Consider the following 15,869-nt stretch of genomic DNA (forward strand, 5'->3'; position numbering starts at 1 on the left):
TCACGAACTCCCGCCACCTGACGGCGCATCAGCCCAGTACACTCACGAACACACCCCTGACCAGCAGGAATAGCGAACTGCAACTGGAGTACTAGTACTCCAGCCGTAGATCGTGATCTTCCTGCTTGAGCGGCTTGTCGCCGGTAATGGCTGGTCCGGGATCGGGCCTGGTGGCGGCGTCGCCGGACGGACCAGCCGAGCGGTGGACAGGGTCGAAGACGGGCCGGTTGACGAGCGTGATCCGGCTCGTCAGGCCTTCGAACGCCTCCTGCCGGCGGGCGGGGTCTACGCTGTGACCTGCGGCCACCGCATGTTCTTGAGTCTTCACAGCGCGTCAGGGCTGTGTAGCGTCTGCCGGCCGTCCCGTGTCTGGAGGACTTGTGCAACGTGGCGAAGTCTGGTGGGTCCAGTTCGACGAGCGGCGGCTGGTCGTACTGCTGTCGGGAGACGACCCGTCCGGGATCCGGGTGATGCAGGTCGTCGCTCCGGCGGGCGTCGACATCAGCGGTCTGGGCATCGAAGTGATGGTCGGCGCCGATGAAGGACTGCCGTTCGAAGGTGTACTGCGGCTCGCGTTCCCGCGTCCAGGCTTCACCCCCTGCACGTGGCTGACCACTGTGTCCCGGGACGACCTGATGGAGCGGGCAGCCGTTCTGTCCTCCATGAAGCTCACCGAGATCGACGATGCCCTCCGATTCGCTGAACAAGCGCAGGAGCGGACTCCGCCGACGACCGCGACGCTCAACGAGATAAGGAACGCCCTCCGTCTCGGTGAACTCGGGTAGACGGAGAAGGAATCGACACCCGCGACGGCACATCTGTAACCCGCCTTGACTCAGGAGCGCCCGGACGTTGTGCCGCGCGAGCGTTCCGGACCGGTCGAGGACCTGGCGGCCTTCACTGCCGACTGGATCGGTGAGATCCTGCGCCGACCGGCGCTACGGTACGACGTCCACTGATACTGACCGGCGCGCCGCTCACCCTCGAGTTCGGTCCGACGCCGGCTGTCGTCGTGGTGAGGCGGGCACCAGTCTGTTTCCGGTGCTCGCAGAGCTACTTGGCCACTGACGAGTTCGACCGCAGTCGTCCTTGAGGGAGATCTCGTCTCGCGCTGCTCAACTGCTGCGCTACGGAAGCTTCTTGCTGGTACGGGCCGATCATGCCGCGTTCGGCCGTTGCGCGTCGTTCGTCAGCCGATCGTGTCGGTCAGGCCGGTGGACAGGTACGTCGCCCGGCGCTGGTCCTTCTCAGTCCTCCACGGCTCGGTGAGTTCCAGGAGTGTGCCCGTCATCGGGGCGATGATCACCTTGGTGGTGCCGACGCCCCCGCGGTAGGCCAGCTCCGTTCCGGTGCGCCCGGCGCTGTCCTTGACGGTGCCGACGACGGTCACGCCCTTCAGGTCGGCCAGTGCCCTGAACAGGCCGCTGCGCAGTTGCGGGTCGGCGGGGGCGTTGGCGAGGAGGGTGGTCGCCTGCACGAAGCCGAGCGTTCCCGCGTCCTCGTCCTGATCGGCGGAGGCCTTGGTCGTGGTCTCGATCTGCCGCAGGAGCTGCGCCGGGTTCGTGGTCAGCCTGTCCAGACCGTTCCAGTCGTAGGTCTTCGACCCGAGCCTCCAGCCGGGAAACCGGGTCTTGCGGGGGGTCTTGCCGGAGATGACGTAGGTGGCGTCCATGGAACGCGTGATGTACGACTCGGCGGAATCGGTTTGGACCTTCCAGTACCTCCCCGAGCCGGCCGACTGCGTGGCGGCGACCTCGGCGACGTTGTTGAGGAAAACCGACGCGGACTGCGGCTGCGTCCTGTGCCGGGTGCCCGCTTCCGTGTTCACGCCCATCACCGTGACGCCGGCCGTGACCGCGGCCACGGCCAGGACGGCGAGGACCCGACGGCGCTTGCGCAACGGCGTCACCACGGCGTCCTTCCGTACCTCCTCCCGCAGGGCCCGGCCCACGTCCTCCCGCACGGCTTCCTCGACTGCCGCCAGCGCCCGGGTCAGCACCTGCGCCGACGGGGGTTCGACCCGGCCCGCCGCCTGGAGCGCCTCGGTGCCCGGGAAGTCCATCAGTGCCTGCCGCTCCATCACGCCCGTCTCCTCCATGTCGTGTGTACTCATGCCAGGTCTCCTGTCACGGCAGGGCGCCGGCCCGCCAGGCGGGCCGGCGCGAGCCGTTCGCGCAACCGGCCGCGGGCCCGGTGCAGCCGCGAACGGGCCGTCCCCGCCGGGATGCCCACGGCGGCGGCTGCCTCGGCCGGCGTCAGCTGCTCCCAGCTGACGAGGAGCATCACCTCCCGCTCCTCTGCGGGCAGTTCGGCCAGCGCGCCGCGCAGTGCGGGCGCCAGCGCCGCCGCGTCCAGCCTTTGGTCCACCGCCTGCCACGGGTCGGTGACCTGTTCCCCCGGCGGGGCCTCTGTCCGCGCCGCCCGCCGCACAGTGCCGGCGAGGACGTTGCGGGCCACCCCGAACAGCCAGCCTCGCGCCGATCCGCGCGAGGCGTCGAACGTGTGCCGCGCGGCGAACGCCTGCAGCCAGGCCTCGGCCAGCAGATCGTCCGCCGCGCCGGGCATCCGTCGCGCGAAGTAGCCGTGCAGGGCCACCGAGTACCTCTCGACCAGGGGCGTGAACGCCGCCGGATCCACGGCGGACCTGGACAGTTGGGCGTCACTGTCACGATCGCCGTACGCGTCGTGCTCCGATTCCACGGAAGCTCCGTCTCCGACCGCCGGACGACGGTCTCACCCCGTACTTGTCGCACCGCGCCGGTTGCGTTCGCGCCCCGCCACGGCAAGGGCGGCAACAACGATCGAGAGCCATGTAGCCCGGCGCCGCGCCCGGCACTACACGGCTATGCGCAATGCGGCCGGAGCGGCTCTGGAAAGCCGCGCGAACCAGGGCCCGGTCGCGCGCGGCCGTGGCGGCGCAGATCCCTACGTGAAGGCCGAGAGTGTTCTGAACGCAGCGCCGCACCAGCGTCCGCCAGTTCTTCAGCACGGCGTGGAGATCATCTGCAGAGACCGTTCGGGCGGCCGAACGCTGTGTGGCGGCTCACCGTCGTTGTGTGCCTCCGATGGCGCCAGAGGTGTGGCAGACCGGCGGCGTGCTGATCAAAGACCTCGCAACAGGAGCTGCACCAGCAGGGTTTCTCCCATCCTCGCGGTCATGTTTCCCCATGGGGCGACGGTCGTGAACGGTACTAAGGAATGGCGGCTACCGCCTTGGGGGCGGTGGCCAGCCGCAGGCCGACGTCCACGAGGGCCCAGCCGAGACGGGTACGGAGGTCCCGGGGGTGCCGGGCCGCTACGGCGAGACGGTAGGCGTCGGCTTCGGCGCGGAGTTCGCCGGCGCGGGCGTGGTGCAGGGCAAGGTGGGTCTCGGGGTGCATCGGGCTTTGCCTTTCACTCCGTGGTGAGGGGGAACGTATGTGTCTGGATGCGTACCTGGGCGGTGTCAGCGTCTTCCTCGTCGGTGGCCCGGTCGCGGTAGGTGTCGACGAGCGCGTGCATCTTCTCGACGAGTTCCTGGGTCAGTTCGGGCGTCAGCCGCAGTGTCGCGCTGCTCATGTCCCAGGCGCGGTTCCATTCCTCCGGCCACGCCTGGCGGTTGCCGAGCCAGGTCGACAGGTCCCTGGTCTGGGCGGTGGCGACCTCGTGGAGATACAAGTCGGCAGCCCCACGCACGTCCGGGCTGGCGTCCGTGAGGAGTGCGTCGTCGAAGCGCAGGCCCTTGTGGACTGCCTTCCACCACCGCTCCCGGCCCTTCCCGCGCTCGGGTGCGTCCTCAATGAAGCCGTGGGCGGCCAGCTGCCGCAGGTGATAGCTGGTCGCACCGCTTGACTCGCCCAGCTTTTCGGCGAGTTGAGACGCGGTGGCGGGGCCGCCGAAGCGCAGAGTGTCCAGGAGTTGCATGCGTAGTGGGTGTGCGAGCCCACGCAGGGATCGGGCGTCGAGATTGCGGACGGGTGCGTCCTGGGGCTCGTTCATGCTTACAAAGATAGCGATGCAAAGAAGTGCTTGCAATGGATTCTTTGCATCAAGTTCTTCGGAGTGGCTGCACCCCGGCAGGGCGGCGTCACAGTCGCCGGATTCCCACCATGTGAGGCGATCCGGCAGGCGAGCGCCGCGGTCACGCCGGCGTCCGTGCCGACATCGAACACATGCTGCCCGGGCCGTAGGTCCAGCTGTCCGAGGAGCGCAGTGACACTCCGCTCAGGGCGGGTTGGTCCTTGCCCGGACACCAGGTAGACGGCCTCCTCCGCGCGGAGGAGGCCGTACCGGGGCGGTGAGAGGCTGCTCGCCTCATACGGAGGCGTGGTCGGCGGCGAAGGCGGTCCTTCACCTCCGGCGGGGGTACGGCGGTCAGGACCGGCCGGGGGCGCGGGAGGTGACGCGCTCGACGGCCTGGTCGACGAGGTCGGGCTGGGCGAGGTAGATGTAGTGGTCGCTCTTGGTGGCGACGCTCAGCCGGCTGTGCGGGGAGAGAGCGAGCCAGGCGCGTTCCCCGTCGGCCCAGGCACGCTCGAGGGCGGGCCCGTAGGTGGGGATCGACTGTGCCAGGTACGGCACCCCGTGCCGGATGACCTCCACCGGGATGTCACCGGCAGAGCGCACCTTTCCGTCGGTGAACGAGAGCATCTCCGGGTTCTGGCCCTGGCTGACCGCGAGGTACCCGTCGCGTGCGTCGGCGCCCGGGCCGGTCGCGGACGGGGGGACGATGCGGGTGAGGTCGGCGGCCATGGTCGACGGGGTGGCGTCCAGCAGGACCAGGCCCTTGACGCGGTCCAGGTGTTCGGGGGCGTAGCGGGCGGCGATGAGCCCGCCGAGGGAGTGCCCGACCAGGACGACGGGCCGGTCGCCGGCCACCCGGTCGAGCACCGCCGTCAGGACTTTGCCGGTGCTGTCCATGGTCTGCGGGCCGAGCGGTGCGTCGCTCTCTCCCTCGCCGAGCCGGTCGTAGGAGCAGACGCGGCCCGTCGCGCTGAGCGTCTTCTGTATGCCGCTCAGGTTGTCCAGGCCGTCCCCGAGGCCGGCCATCAGCATGACGACCGGCCGGTGCGGCGCCGGCGTGCCCGAGCAGGACACGTTCACCGAGCGGTCGCCGACCCTGATCTTCCCGATGCCGGTGAACAGGTCGCCGCCGCGCTCGCGCCGGGCGACCGTGGCCGCGGCTACCGGTTCGAGGCTGTCCAGGCGGCTGTGCTGCGGCGAGGCCGACGCCGCGGGCGCGAGGTGCGTGCCGGTGAGTGCGGCCCCCGTCACCGCGCAGAGGAGGGCGGCGGTCGTGGCCGCGCTGGCGGTCCTGGTGGTGCGGAACATGGTGCTCTCCAGAAGGCGGTGGGAACGGCATCGGATGTCGGCAGTCACGCCGCACTCGCAGGTGGCGGTGTTGCTGGCGATGCGTCAGAGACTAGGTTCGATGCCGACGCCGCCCCAGCGGTCTGACGCCACTCTTCGCCCGGGGGAAAACCCCACCGGCCGGCAGGTGGAGGGATGAACGGAGCGGGAAGAGTGGGCCGCAGGCGTTGGCCACAAGCCGACTACCGCGGTCGGATACGCGGACGGTGCGTGCAGGGGATGTGCGGGTTTGCGATCGATGCGCCGGTTCGTATGACCCGGGCCCGGGGCGGTCGGTGCTGTGGTGAGCCGTTGCCTCGGGTCGGTCGGTCCGGTCGAAAGGGATGGTCGGCCCGGCCCGAATCTGGGATCGGTAGGAGTCACGGCGGCGAGAGCCTCGCCGCATGGACCTGCAGAAGATGCTCGGGCTGTGGTGGACCGTGCCCGCTGGGCTGGCGTTGGTGGGTTATGCGTGTTCGCTGGCCGGGCTGACCCGGCCGCAGCGGGCGGTGTGGGTGACGGCTCGGGTCGTGGAGGTGCATCCGCCGGGACACGGTGAGTCGGGGGAGCACGCGATACCGGTGACGATCGTGTACCAGGACCCGGGCACCGGGCGGGAGTTCAGGCTGCGGCACGAGAACAAGCGTGGTGACCGGGTGCTGGTGGCCTGGGTGGGGCAGGAGTTCCCGGTCCGGTTTCCGCGGCGGCGGCCGGAGCGGTTCTATCTGATGCTGGACAGCGAGGGGCGGACCTCCGGGGTCGGCGGCCCGAACTGCATGGTGTTCCTGCTGGTGTTGGGTCTGGTCGTCCAGTCGTTCTTCGCGTGGGGCTGGCAGTGGGGTCTGATCTGCGTCGGTGGCCTGCTGCTCCTCGTCGTCGCGCTGAGCCGGGACGGTGAGTACGCCCGCGCCCGCGCCGCTCAACTGGTCGCGGGCGTCACCGTCCAGGGCCGTGTGGTCGCCGTCACCAGGGACGTCCACTCCGACGGCGAAGGCGGCGAGACCGTCAGCCACGCCTCCGTCGTCGCCTTCACCACCCACGAGGGCGTCGAGGTCACCGCGCTGTGCACACAGGGCATCCGGAACATCGCCAGGTCCCTCGGCCGTGACATCCCCCTGCGTTACGCGCCCGCCGACCCGTCCCTCCTCACCGCCGACCCCGACCACGAACGCCGTGAGCGCACGTCGCACATCCGGTTCGTCGTCTCCCTGCTGGTCACGGGGACCGCCGCGATCGGGGTGGGCGGATACTGCCTCCACCACCCCTGGCCCTTCACCTGACGATGCAGGTCAGGGCCGCCCAGAGGAGGGGCGAGTGCTCGATCCGGCCGTCGGCGCGCCACCGGTCGAGCTGCTGTCGCTGCCAGGCGCCGAGATGCCGGACCGGGTCGTCGTCCTCGTGGGCCGCGTCCACGGCGACCACGGCCTCCGTGAGCGGCCGTACGGACTCCGGCAGGCCGGCCAGACGGTGGAAGGCGAAGCTGGTGGGGAGCACCCAGCGGGTGGCGGTGACCAGTCGGGCGCCGTTGTGGATCATCGCCGTCGCCAGACCGAAGGACTCGGCGAAGCGGAGGTCGCCGCCGCTCTCGCAGGCGATCAGCGCGACGCGCGGCGGTGCGGGCCAGAGCTGAGCGCCCGGCACGCCGTCCGCGCGCAGCGGGAGCGTGCCCAGGAGAAGGTCCTTGGCGGACAACGGGCGGTGGGTGCGCACCGGTTCGACCATCCCCGTCGTCTCCGGGCCGCAGCACAGATGGAGGGTGACGTCCTCGCTCTGCCCGCCCTCGACGGGGGCGCCGCTGACGTGACCGACGTACATCAGACGACGGGCACCCTTGCGCAGCGCCTCGCCCAGCCGGTCGCGGTCGAGGTCGGTGCGGCGGAAGGCCTCGGCGGGGGTGGCGACGGACGGTACGACGGTGCCCGCGTCGAGCCTGCGCTGTACGAGGGACAGCAGCGCCGGGTCGGAGCCGGGCTGCCCCAGGACCGAGCCGAGCGGGGAGTCGGCGCGGAAGCCGGGGACGCGGGGGTCCAGGACCAGGACCACGGCGTCCGATTCCGGGGCCTGACCGGCGGTCGGGGTGGTGCCTGCCCGTCGTAGCGATGCCGGTGCCGTGGTGGCGATGTCCACGAGGTCGATCAGCCGTACGTCGCCGTCGTCACCGTCACCGTCCACGGCGAGCAGCTCCCACGGGACCTGGGCGACCCGGGGCGACGGCTGGAGCCGCATCAGCGGACGGCCCAGACGGGCGGACACCTGGCGGATCTGGTCGGTCAGGCCCGGCGGCCACAGCACCTCGGCCAGCATGCGGGAGAGACGGCGCTCGTCCTCGTACGTGGCCAGCGCGCCGGACTCGAACGCGCGCCGCATGCCTTCCGTGCCGCCGCCCGGCAGCTCGGCGGCCAGCGCGCGGATGGCCTCGTCCACGTCCGGCCCCGGGGTGTACCCGGTGCCGAAGCCCTGGGCCCCACGGGCCCACGTCCAGGTCATGTGCAGGTCACCGGCGTCGGCGAGGCGGACCTGGACCACCGGACGGTTCGGGTCGGTCAGAGCGTCGGCGGACAGAACGGCACCTCTTCCTCGCTCACGATCCGCCGGTGATAGCGGAACTCGGCTGCCTGGACGTACTCCTGGAGTGCGGTACGGCCGCCCGCCTCCGCCGACATCACGATCTTCGGTGGCGGCGCGACCCGCAGGCCGACGGAGGCCGCGGCCTCGGCCGCGATGCCGCCCAGCGTCAAGGGAGCGCCGTTATCGGGCGCGTACGTCTTCATGGCGGCGTCCGGGAAGACCGCCGCCGCCCTGTCGGCGGTGGACGTACGGCTCAGCGCCAGGGAGGCGCCCGCGCACCGGTGTTCCACCAGCTCGAAGATCAGCCCCTGGTCGTTGCTGCGGAGGGCCAGGCGGAAGACCAACCGCATGGCGTCGTCGGCCAGGTGGAGCCACTGGCTGCGGGCGTGGGCGGTGGCGAAGTCGTAGCGGGCCGCTTCCAGCGTCAGGGCGGCGGGCAGGGCGAGGGAGAGCGCGTTGGCGATCGAGGCGCGCTCGTGGACGCCGTGGTCGGTCCGGTTCAGGTTGTCCTCAAGGGTGCGCGCGAGCATCAGGTCCACCTGGGCGCACCGCTCGTACACCCCGCGCTCCTGGTACACGTCCCGCGCGCCCTGGGCGAGCCGCTTCATCTCGTCGATGTCGCCCCGCTCGTACGCGTGCCGGGCGCCCAACAGCATGGTGTCGGCGGCGGCGACCGCGGCACCGACCTGCTGGAAGCGGGCCAGGCTGGACGCCGTCAGAGCGGCGGCGCCGGCCGTGTCCCCGCGGTGTGCGGCGATGGCGGCACGGGCCTGTTCGCAGACCGCCAGGTCCTCGGACTGGCCCTGCCGTTCGAAGATCTCGGCGGCCTCCGCGTACAACTCCTCCGCGCGGTCGAGGTCGCCGGCCTGCAGCGCCGCGTACGCCCGGTGGGAGAGCACCTGTTGGCGCCCCGCGTGGTGGCCCAGCGTCAGATAGGTCTCCTCCGCGCGGGTGAAGTAGTCCTCCGCCTGCTCGAACCGCACGGTCGAGGCGCAGACGACCCCCAGACAGTCCAGCAGGTACGGCTCGGCCAGGGGCGCGTCGGCCAGCAGCGCGCAGGCCAGTTCCTCGGCCGCGCCCCACGCACTGCGGTCCATCAGCAGATGCACCCGGCCCAGGCCGATCTCGGCGGTGCGCAGCCCCTCGGGGTCGTCGAACTCCGACAACAGGGCCGTCGCCTCGTCCATCGCCTCCTGTGCCTCGTCGAACTGCCCTGTCCTGCGCAGCAGTTCGACCCTGGCCAGCAGTGTCTTCAGCAGGATCTCCAGCCACAGCCGGCGGCCGTTCGGTCCCATCGGCACGGACGCGATGCCCCGCACCAGATCGAGGGACCGCCCGATGGACAGGGCGGCTCCGGGCAGATCCGTGGCCGCGAGCTGAACCGTCCCGATGTCGGACAACAGGTGCCCACGCAGGAGTCGTACGTCGGGGGAGTCCTCGAACGACTCGGCCACGGCGAGGAGTTCACCGTAGACGGTCAGCGCTGCCGGGAGATCCGGGGTGAGTTGATGCTGTTCGGCGAGCGCGAAGCCGCTGTCGAAGGGCTCGCCGTAGCTGAGCGCCACCGCCTGTTCTTCCTGTTCCGCCGCGTCCTGCGGGTCTTCCGGGCTTTCCAGGTCTTCCGGCTCTTCCGGCATGGGCTAGAAGTCCTCCTCCACGGCAGCGGCAGCCGCGATCTCGGCGAGGAACGGGTCCGGGTGCGCGGCGTCGCCGTCGTGCGGTGCCGCCGCGAGGCCGAGCCGGTGCCGGGCCAGGGCTCGTACTGCGTCACGTGCCGCATGGTCATCGGCGCCCGGTCCCGGGTCGAACCCCGGGAGCAGGACGCCGACTTCGATGCTCGGTGTCGTCGAGGCCGGGATGTCCAGGTCCGCCCGGCCCGTCCACACGTCGTCCCGCCTGACCAGCGGAACGCGGTTAGGCGGGCCGCCGTCCACATGGACCTCCGCCGCGAGGTGCACCCCGCCCACGGGGGCGGCGATGCCGGCGAACACCTCGACCTCGATCCGCCGAGCGGCACCGCGCGCGTACGCGGTCCAGGACACGGCCTCCTCGGCCGCGTCGACGAAGCCGGGAGGACAGCGGCACCAGTCGTTGGTCCCCGAACCCCGGGCCACCACGCGTCCGTTCGCGGTGCGCAGATCACCTGCTGCGAGGGCGAACTCCTGCTGCCGTACGAAGAGTTCGGCGACGTCGAGCGGCGTGGCGGTCGGCCTGTGGTCCTGTTCAAGGGCGGACCGGAGGTGCCGTAGCGCAGCCCCGTCCAGCCCGGCGTTGTCGGCCGCGTCGTCGATCAGCCGTAGGACACGGTCCAGTCGGCGGGGTGGGGCCGCCGACTGCCGCCAACGGATCAGCGGGTCGAGCCCGGCCAGGTGCTCCTCCAGCAGATCGGTACCCTCCAGCTCCCCTGACTCGTCGAGGAGTTGCTGGCACTCGTGGGTCAGCGCGGCCAACTCCAGGCCCAGCACGTCCGGTTCGAGCGCCGGAATCCCGTCCAGGTGCGACGTCGGCCACCAGCGGGCCGCCCAGTGCCCGAGGGCGAGGCGGGCGGCACTCTCGGCGAGGGCGGTCGGCTGCTCGGGCAGCGTCAGCTCGGCGGCCGGTGCTCCCGACGCGACGGCGTCGACAGCGGCGGCCGTTCGCTCGCCGTAGACCGCCCACAGCCACTGCTGGGCCTGCCCCACGTCGTGGATCTCCGCTGTCGGCAGACCTCTCGGTCCGAGGACGGGCCAGGTCAGGACGGCACCCGCGACGTCGAGAACGGCCCGGGTGAAGGGGGGACCGGCGGCGGGTCCCGCGATGCGCACGGTGTTGCCGTCCTCGGCTCGCGTGAGGGCACAGCGCCGTTCAGGCATCACGCGCTCCTCGGCTCGGCGGCGGGCTCGACGGTCGCCGACAGGGCGCGCAGTGCCGTACGGACTCGTGCGCGGTGGTCCATCATCACCGAGCGGGCGACCCCGTCGAGTACACCCCAGGCCGATGCCGCGTCGGGCAGTGCCGCGTCGCGGACGTCGCGCCCGTGCAGCCGTACCCAGAGGCGCCGCATGTACGCGGCCCACGGGGTGCGCAGGTCCTGGGCGAGGGCGTTCAGCACACCGCCGTCCGGGTCGGGGCGAGGGGAGACGGTCATCCTGCGGGCCCGGAGGACCGAAGCCTCCCGCTGCCAGCGGCTGTTGACGATGCGGTGTGCCGCCGTCGACCCCGCCACGGGGGTCCCGGCGCCCAGCGGATCGAGGCCCACCGCGAGTCGGCCGCCGAGCACGACGGTGACGCGCAGGCTCTCGTCGCACAGGCCCAGCGGGGCGCAGCTGCGCTCGACCTCCCGCCGGACGAGGTCCGGCACGGTCGGCAGCTGCTCGCGGTGGGCCGACGTCTGGAGCACGGTGAAGAGCCGCTCGAAGAGCGTGCGGTCGAACGGCGCGGGGAGTGTGGCGGTCGAGGCGCTCCGGCCGACCTCGGGGCGTGGGGGCACGCGGTGCGCGGTCAGCCCGAGGTGCGGGGGTACGTCGGCGCGGTCCCAGACGTCGGCCGGCTGCGCGCCCCACAGGGCCCGCCCGAGCAGGCTGCCGTGCCCGGCCCGGACCATGGCGGCGAAGGCCGGCGAATCAGCCCCCGCCGCACCGCAGGCCTCGAGAACCTCGGCCGCCAGGCCCGTATCGGCGGCGCCCTGTACCGCTTCGCGTCCGTCCCACGCCGCTGCCAGCACGGCGTCGAGCCGGGCGCGCCGGGCGGGGTTCGCCAGATGCTCCTTCAGCGCCTCCACCGTCCGTCCGCCGGAAGCGTCCACGACGTCCTCGAGTACCGCCCTCGCCACCGCGTCCGCGCCGGGACCCGGCGCCCCGTGCTCGGTCGCCAGCTCGAAGCACCGCTGGAAATACAGGTCCTGGGGGTTGCCCGCCACGATCCCCAGTGCCCGGCGGGTCCTCTTCAGCAGAGTGAACCACTGTGCCGTCGCCTCCAGAACCGCACCGGACTCCCGTATCAGCGTGTCGAGTCGCTCCGCCTCCCGCGCGTCGAGGAAGTCGGCGGCGAGCTCCGGACGCAGCGCGGGCCGGACGATCAGCGGCAGCACGATCAGCTTGACCGTCCGGGTCAGCGGCGCGCCACCGGGCCCGCTCAGCGCCCGGGGACCCGGCCCGAGGTCGCGCCAGGCCCTGTCGATGACCAAGGCGCGCGGACGGCGCTCGCCGGTCGACGGCTGGCTCGGGGACGGCATGGGCAGAGCGTACGTCCTGGGGGAACCGGCGGTCGAACCTGGGATCGGTAGGCGCTGTCCGCCTCCTAACGTCCACACCACCAGGCAGAACGGACCGGAAGGGCAGGCACAGCATGGGAATCTTCGGCAAGGGCAAGAGCCGCGAGGAGAAGGCCGCCAAGATCGTGGAGCAGGTGGCCGGCGGCAAGGGTTTCTACGGGCGGATGACGCGCGCGGCGCTCGGCGGCGAGGACTACGCCAAGGTCCAGCAGTCGATCGGTGCGTACAACTCCGTTGCCATGGTGGGGCAGTTGCTTGCCATGGGAGTGCCGACGACCCCCGCCGTCGTCGTGTCGGTCAGCGACACCGGCAAGCTGGTCAACCACGACCCGGTCGTCGACCTGGTCCTCCGGCTGACCGGGGTCACCGCCGACCCGATCACGATTCAGACCATCGTGTCGAAACTGCGCATCCCCCGCGCCGGTGATGAGGTACTGCTGATCGCGGACCCCGCCAACCCGGGCGGTTACCTCTACGCGGGAGACGGAGCGACGCCGTGACGACACCGCCGTACGAAGTGCTGGCGAACGACACCACCCTGCTCACCTTCGACGGCCGGGTGCTGGAGTTGTTCGGCTACGGCGACGCGCACCGCCTGCATGTCTGGCAGGAACCTCGGCTGGAGTTCGGCACCGGCCGCAGGCCCAGGATCGAGATCGTCATCGGGCAGCCGGGAGTGCCCCGCCACTCTTTCCCCTACGACCCGGAGCGCCTCGACGCCCTGCGCGCCTTCGCCGTGCAGCTGGCGCGGGGCGTGGCCGGGAGACCGCGGCTCTGACGTGCGCGACGGGGAGAACGGCCCCGCGCCGACACAGGTGTCGAAGGTCGGTCCCTGGGCAGCCGCCTGCATGTACCTCTTTCTCGTGGCGCTCGGGCTGTTGGGACCGTTCCTGATGGTTCTCGGCGTCTTCGCCGGCCAGGGCGTGGTGGTCACCGGCGTGGTGTGCACGGTGGTCCTCGTTCCCCTGTGCTTCGTGCTGGGGTTCACCGTCGCCGCCGAACGGAGGCACAACCGGCGGCTCGACGCCTTCGGGGTTCCGGCGACCGCGGAGATCACCGAGCTGACCGAATGGGACACCGGGGACGACGGCGGTGCCGTGGTCGTCCTGCGGGTCAGCGGGCCGGGCTTCCGGACGTTCGAGGCCACGTGGAAGCGCTCGCAGCATCCCGCCCTGCGCGTGGGCCTCCGCCTCGACGCCGTGGTCGACCCGCCCGGGAACCTGTTCCGTGTCGTGCTGTGACGAAGCCGACGCAGGCCACAAGCTGTCCGAACTCCTCGAGGAGAGGCGTGAGTGACCGAGGAGCGGTGACGGATGCGCTTCAAGGTGCTCTCGAACTCGGCACGGTCGACTTCGAGGTGTCGAGGGTGCCGCATCAGGCGAAGACGCCCGCACCCTGGACTCGAGAAGCCTCTCGGAGGCGCCGGTACAGTGAGCCCTTTCCAACCTCACTTGCCAGGCGGGTGGTTGGGCTGACAGACAGATGAAGCCCCTGGTAGATGGGTTTCCGACCAAGGGAACCGTCTCCACCAGAGGCTTCGCATGTTTGTCTACCCGTCCGGCGTCGACGTGTCCAGCTCGGCCCTGCGCTTCCTCGCCGTCCGCCTGAAAGAGCATCGCCGCGCTCTCGGAACCCGATGGCGGCGCCTGAACGCAGGCCGACAGGCCCTGTGCACGCTCGCCCACCTGCGCAATGGCCAGCCCTACGCCCAGCTCGCGGCCGGATTCGGGATCGGCACCACCACCGCCTACCGATACATCACCGAGGCCGTCAACCTCCTCGCCGCCCTCGCCCCCACCCTCGCCGAAGCCGTACGAGCGGCATCGACGAAGGCGTACGTGATCCTGGACGGGACGCTCCTGCCCATCGACCGAATCGCCGCCGACCGCCCGTTTTACTCGGGCAAACACAAGAAGCACGGCATGAACGTGCAGGTCATAGCTGATCCGAAGGGGCGTCTGATGTGGGCTTCACCAGCCCTGGCCGGCGCTGTCCACGACATCCGGGCCGCGCGCGAGCACGGCATTATCGAGGTACTCGCCAAGGCCAACATCAGCTGCTGGGCAGACAAGGGCTACCAGGGTGCAGGCGGCACGGTCCGTCTCCCTTACCGCGGCCGATGGGACAGCCTCTCCACCGGCCAGCAGGCCGTCAACCGGTCCCACGCGAAAATCCGTGCATTGGTCGAGCAGGCCATCGCCACCCTCAAGTCCTGGCGCCTCCTCCGTAAACTCCGCTGCTCAACGACCCGAATCACCAACCTCGTCCAAGCCGTCCTGGTGCTCCAGCTCACCGCGACGGGCTGAGATCAACCCGCAGCATTCACCAAGTCCGTCAACTCGGCTTCCGTCGTCCCGGCCGGCAGACGAACGTCGAAGGTGTAACCCTCATCGCAGAACACCAGGTCAAGGTCCGTGGGTGCCAGCCTGCGGAAGACGATCGCCAACCAGATCGCGTCTTCCTCCCATACGTCCATGTACAGGCATGTGCTGTCCTCGTGCAGATATGCCTCACCTGGGCCGTTCTCAGTCTCGAACTGCCATATGAAGCTGCGTACTTCGCTGCGTTGCGTCGAGTCGATCTCGACTCCGGACCACCGGGCACGGATCGCGTCTGTCAGACCATCCCGATCGATGCGCCATCTGCCCGCATCACCCTCGACCACCGCCAAGAACGTCATAGCCAGGGTCTACCAGACCTCCGTGGCACAGCGTCGATCGGCTGTCGCCTGAAGTTGGAATGGGCTCAGTGAACGAGATGTTGTACGCGATATTGAATTGAAGGCATCTGCCCTCCTCGGCTGCCCACCATGCGTAGGCACCAACGACCACCGATACCTCGCCGATGCCATCTCCGAGGTCCGCCGCCTCGAAGGCATAGATGCCGAACCTACGGATGATCGCCTTGATCAGCTTCTGGCCAGATTTGGCCTGGGCCAGCGTTCCGATACCCAGGACAGACGCTATCTTCCAGGTCTCCTTCTTATTGAACTTGACGGAGACGTACGTCCAGTGGAAGTGGACCGAGAACTTGCCTGACACATCCGAGTTGTTGACCGGATCCTGGTACACGAAGTCGTAGGCGTTCGCGTTTCCACCGGCAATGGGATCGGTCTGAAGGAAGCGCCCGGTGGCGGGGTCGTAGAGACGGACACCCATCAGGATGAGCCCGGTGGGCGTTTCGGACGAGCGCTGAGCCGCGCCAGTCCATCCGTAGCGGGCCGTGCTGGTGGTGTTGCCGAACTCGTCGTAGGTGTAGGCGGTGGCGGTGGCGGTGCCGACGGCGAGCTGGACTGCGATGTCGCCGTGGAGGTTGGCCATTTGGAGAACTGTACCGCCGGTGGCCGTGCTGGTGGCGGCCAGTCCGTGGGTGAGGTCTCCGATGTTGCGGGTGATTGTGCCGCTGGTGTCCTCCGCGGTCCAGGTCGGGCTGTCGCCGGTGTCGGCGTAGTGGTTCGTCCGGGTGGCACCCCACTCGAACTCGCCGAGGTCCTCGGTAACGCCGCACACCTTGCTCCCGACTGCGCCCCAGCCGTGGTGCCCGGGCACGACGTCCTTCTCATAGTCTTACGCGCACCTCCAAGATCCTGAATGAGAAAACGGGCCCCTCCACCTCGCTGCGCGTCTTATCCTCCCCACAGCACACGGCAAAATGGGGGGCTGCATGCGCTTCGTCTTCGTCCATGGGACTGGCGTTCGTCGGGAACGCTATGACGACCTGT

At 70.3% G+C, this 15,869-nt stretch carries 18 protein-coding genes; 6 read left to right on the forward strand and 12 right to left on the reverse strand.

Going from position 1 to position 15,869, the window contains the following annotated elements:
• Positions 1-91: 91 nt before the first annotated feature.
• Entirely contained in the window at positions 92-328 is a 237-nt protein-coding gene (locus AB0D74_RS49495) for a hypothetical protein (RefSeq protein ID WP_362603037.1), read from the reverse strand.
• A 52-nt stretch (positions 329-380) separates the two neighbouring features.
• On the opposite strand from AB0D74_RS49495, the gene AB0D74_RS49500 reads away from it, so the two are divergent.
• Positions 381-785, forward strand: coding sequence for a type II toxin-antitoxin system PemK/MazF family toxin (locus AB0D74_RS49500; RefSeq protein WP_362602964.1), 405 nt, complete (start codon positions 381-383; stop codon positions 783-785).
• Between the two features lie 404 nt (positions 786-1,189).
• On the opposite strand, the gene AB0D74_RS49505 is transcribed toward AB0D74_RS49500, so the two are convergent.
• The 5 genes from AB0D74_RS49505 to AB0D74_RS49525 form a co-directional block, all read right to left on the reverse strand.
• Positions 1,190-2,113 carry a hypothetical protein gene (locus AB0D74_RS49505; RefSeq protein ID WP_362602967.1) on the reverse strand — a complete coding sequence of 308 codons (924 nt, stop codon included), beginning with the start codon at positions 2,111-2,113 and terminating at the stop codon, positions 1,190-1,192.
• Positions 2,110-2,700: an RNA polymerase sigma factor gene (locus AB0D74_RS49510; protein ID WP_362602970.1), complete on the reverse strand. Its 591-nt coding sequence runs from the start codon at positions 2,698-2,700 to the stop codon at positions 2,110-2,112. The genes AB0D74_RS49505 and AB0D74_RS49510 overlap by 4 nt, the downstream gene beginning before the upstream one ends.
• 491 nt (positions 2,701-3,191) lie before the next feature.
• A complete protein-coding gene (locus tag AB0D74_RS49515; protein WP_362602973.1) occupies positions 3,192-3,380 on the reverse strand; it encodes a hypothetical protein in 189 nt (62 codons plus the stop codon).
• Positions 3,381-3,393: 13 nt separating this feature from the next.
• On the reverse strand, positions 3,394-3,978 hold the full coding sequence (locus AB0D74_RS49520; RefSeq protein WP_362602976.1) for a helix-turn-helix domain-containing protein: 585 nt from the start codon (positions 3,976-3,978) through the stop codon (positions 3,394-3,396).
• 375 nt (positions 3,979-4,353) lie between these two features.
• Positions 4,354-5,310, reverse strand: a complete 957-nt coding sequence (locus tag AB0D74_RS49525) for an alpha/beta fold hydrolase (protein WP_362602979.1) — start codon at positions 5,308-5,310, stop codon at positions 4,354-4,356.
• A gap of 422 nt (positions 5,311-5,732) precedes the next feature.
• Between AB0D74_RS49525 and AB0D74_RS49530 the strand changes: the two genes are divergently transcribed.
• Positions 5,733-6,608 carry a DUF3592 domain-containing protein gene (locus AB0D74_RS49530; RefSeq protein ID WP_362602982.1) on the forward strand — a complete coding sequence of 292 codons (876 nt, stop codon included), beginning with the start codon at positions 5,733-5,735 and terminating at the stop codon, positions 6,606-6,608.
• Here AB0D74_RS49530 and AB0D74_RS49535 read toward each other — a convergent pair.
• The 4 genes from AB0D74_RS49535 to AB0D74_RS49550 are packed head-to-tail and all read right to left on the reverse strand — an operon-like array spanning position 6,601 to position 12,109.
• Positions 6,601-7,854: a CHAT domain-containing protein gene (locus AB0D74_RS49535; RefSeq protein ID WP_362602985.1), complete on the reverse strand. Its 1,254-nt coding sequence runs from the start codon at positions 7,852-7,854 to the stop codon at positions 6,601-6,603. The genes AB0D74_RS49530 and AB0D74_RS49535 overlap by 8 nt on opposite strands.
• 17 nt (positions 7,855-7,871) lie before the next feature.
• On the reverse strand, positions 7,872-9,533 hold the full coding sequence (locus AB0D74_RS49540; RefSeq protein WP_362602988.1) for a hypothetical protein: 1,662 nt from the start codon (positions 9,531-9,533) through the stop codon (positions 7,872-7,874).
• A 3-nt stretch (positions 9,534-9,536) separates the two neighbouring features.
• Positions 9,537-10,748, reverse strand: coding sequence for a hypothetical protein (locus AB0D74_RS49545; protein ID WP_362602991.1), 1,212 nt, complete (start codon positions 10,746-10,748; stop codon positions 9,537-9,539).
• The gene (locus tag AB0D74_RS49550) at positions 10,748-12,109 is read right to left on the reverse strand and encodes a hypothetical protein (RefSeq protein WP_362602994.1); all 1,362 of its coding nucleotides are present in this window, start codon (positions 12,107-12,109) and stop codon (positions 10,748-10,750) included. Before AB0D74_RS49550 ends, AB0D74_RS49545 begins: the two co-directional genes overlap by 1 nt.
• Before the next feature lie 113 nt (positions 12,110-12,222).
• On the opposite strand from AB0D74_RS49550, the gene AB0D74_RS49555 reads away from it, so the two are divergent.
• The 4 genes from AB0D74_RS49555 to AB0D74_RS49570 all read left to right on the forward strand — a co-directional run bounded on the left by AB0D74_RS49555 (position 12,223) and on the right by AB0D74_RS49570 (position 14,454).
• The gene (locus AB0D74_RS49555; RefSeq protein WP_362602997.1) at positions 12,223-12,648 is read left to right on the forward strand and encodes a hypothetical protein; all 426 of its coding nucleotides are present in this window, start codon (positions 12,223-12,225) and stop codon (positions 12,646-12,648) included.
• Entirely contained in the window at positions 12,645-12,926 is a 282-nt protein-coding gene (locus AB0D74_RS49560; RefSeq protein WP_362603000.1) for a hypothetical protein, read from the forward strand. The genes AB0D74_RS49555 and AB0D74_RS49560 overlap by 4 nt, the downstream gene beginning before the upstream one ends.
• Before the next feature lies 1 nt (position 12,927).
• Positions 12,928-13,389, forward strand: a complete 462-nt coding sequence (locus tag AB0D74_RS49565) for a hypothetical protein (RefSeq protein ID WP_362603003.1) — start codon at positions 12,928-12,930, stop codon at positions 13,387-13,389.
• Positions 13,390-13,689: 300 nt separating this feature from the next.
• On the forward strand, positions 13,690-14,454 hold the full coding sequence (locus AB0D74_RS49570; RefSeq protein WP_362603005.1) for an IS5 family transposase: 765 nt from the start codon (positions 13,690-13,692) through the stop codon (positions 14,452-14,454).
• A gap of 2 nt (positions 14,455-14,456) precedes the next feature.
• Here AB0D74_RS49570 and AB0D74_RS49575 read toward each other — a convergent pair whose 3' ends face one another.
• Positions 14,457-14,828: a hypothetical protein gene (locus tag AB0D74_RS49575; protein WP_362603008.1), complete on the reverse strand. Its 372-nt coding sequence runs from the start codon at positions 14,826-14,828 to the stop codon at positions 14,457-14,459.
• On the reverse strand, positions 14,800-15,696 hold the full coding sequence (locus tag AB0D74_RS49580) for an RHS repeat-associated core domain-containing protein (protein ID WP_362603011.1): 897 nt from the start codon (positions 15,694-15,696) through the stop codon (positions 14,800-14,802). The genes AB0D74_RS49575 and AB0D74_RS49580 overlap by 29 nt, the downstream gene beginning before the upstream one ends.
• Between the last annotated feature and the right edge of the window lie 173 nt (positions 15,697-15,869).

Source organism: Streptomyces sp. NPDC048278, assembly GCF_040652195.1.
Lineage (GTDB): Bacteria > Actinomycetota > Actinomycetes > Streptomycetales > Streptomycetaceae > Streptomyces.